Source organism: Gluconobacter sp. P1D12_c (genome assembly GCF_018812105.1).
GTDB lineage: Bacteria > Pseudomonadota > Alphaproteobacteria > Acetobacterales > Acetobacteraceae > Gluconobacter > Gluconobacter oxydans_A.
In genome coordinates this window covers 1-552 of the sequence record NZ_JACSIQ010000244.1, presented here as the reverse complement: position 1 = coordinate 552, position 552 = coordinate 1, and the positions used below count along the sequence as shown (strand labels likewise).

Here is a 552-nt window from a genome sequence, read left to right as displayed (position 1 = left end):
TACATCGAAGAAGCCCGATAGGTTAGGAGAAGGCTCATGACGCAGGAACGTCACAACCCGACCCACATCAGTATTATAACACAACTGATGGCGATGGTTCAACACAAGACCGCCAAGACTGGTGGTCTCGGATGGAATCCGTAGGTCGTTCATATACGAAATTAGAGGCCCAAAGGGTCATCAAAGCTCAGTCATATGATGGGGGGTATTATCCTCGTTCATGGCTTGGGCATGTGTTCCATCTGGGGTKGTCTGTTGATGATATCTGCTGGCTGATATCTGCTGACTGCAAGCACCTTGGGCTTATAGCTCGGGATTATTCTGCTGATGAGAATCTGCGTTTTGCGTGTCGTTCGGAACAGGAAGACAGGCGACGCTTCAGGCTTCCTGCTGGTGGTTTAGACTACGTTCCAGAGGTTAAGGAAGCGAAGGAMTCACGCGGAGAGATTTTTGATGCAGGACCGTCTGAGAATGGGTGTGAGTCATCTTCTCKGATAGGTTTTTATGAGCTTCTTCGTCGCAACAGTGGGAACAAGGTTGATGTGTTTAAAC

At 48.8% G+C, this 552-nt stretch carries 1 protein-coding gene; it reads left to right on the top strand.

From position 1 onward, the window contains the following. Positions 1-131: 131 nt before the first annotated feature. The coding region (locus tag KP705_RS16555; protein WP_215765043.1) for a hypothetical protein at positions 132-552 on the top strand (421 nt) is incomplete at its 3' end.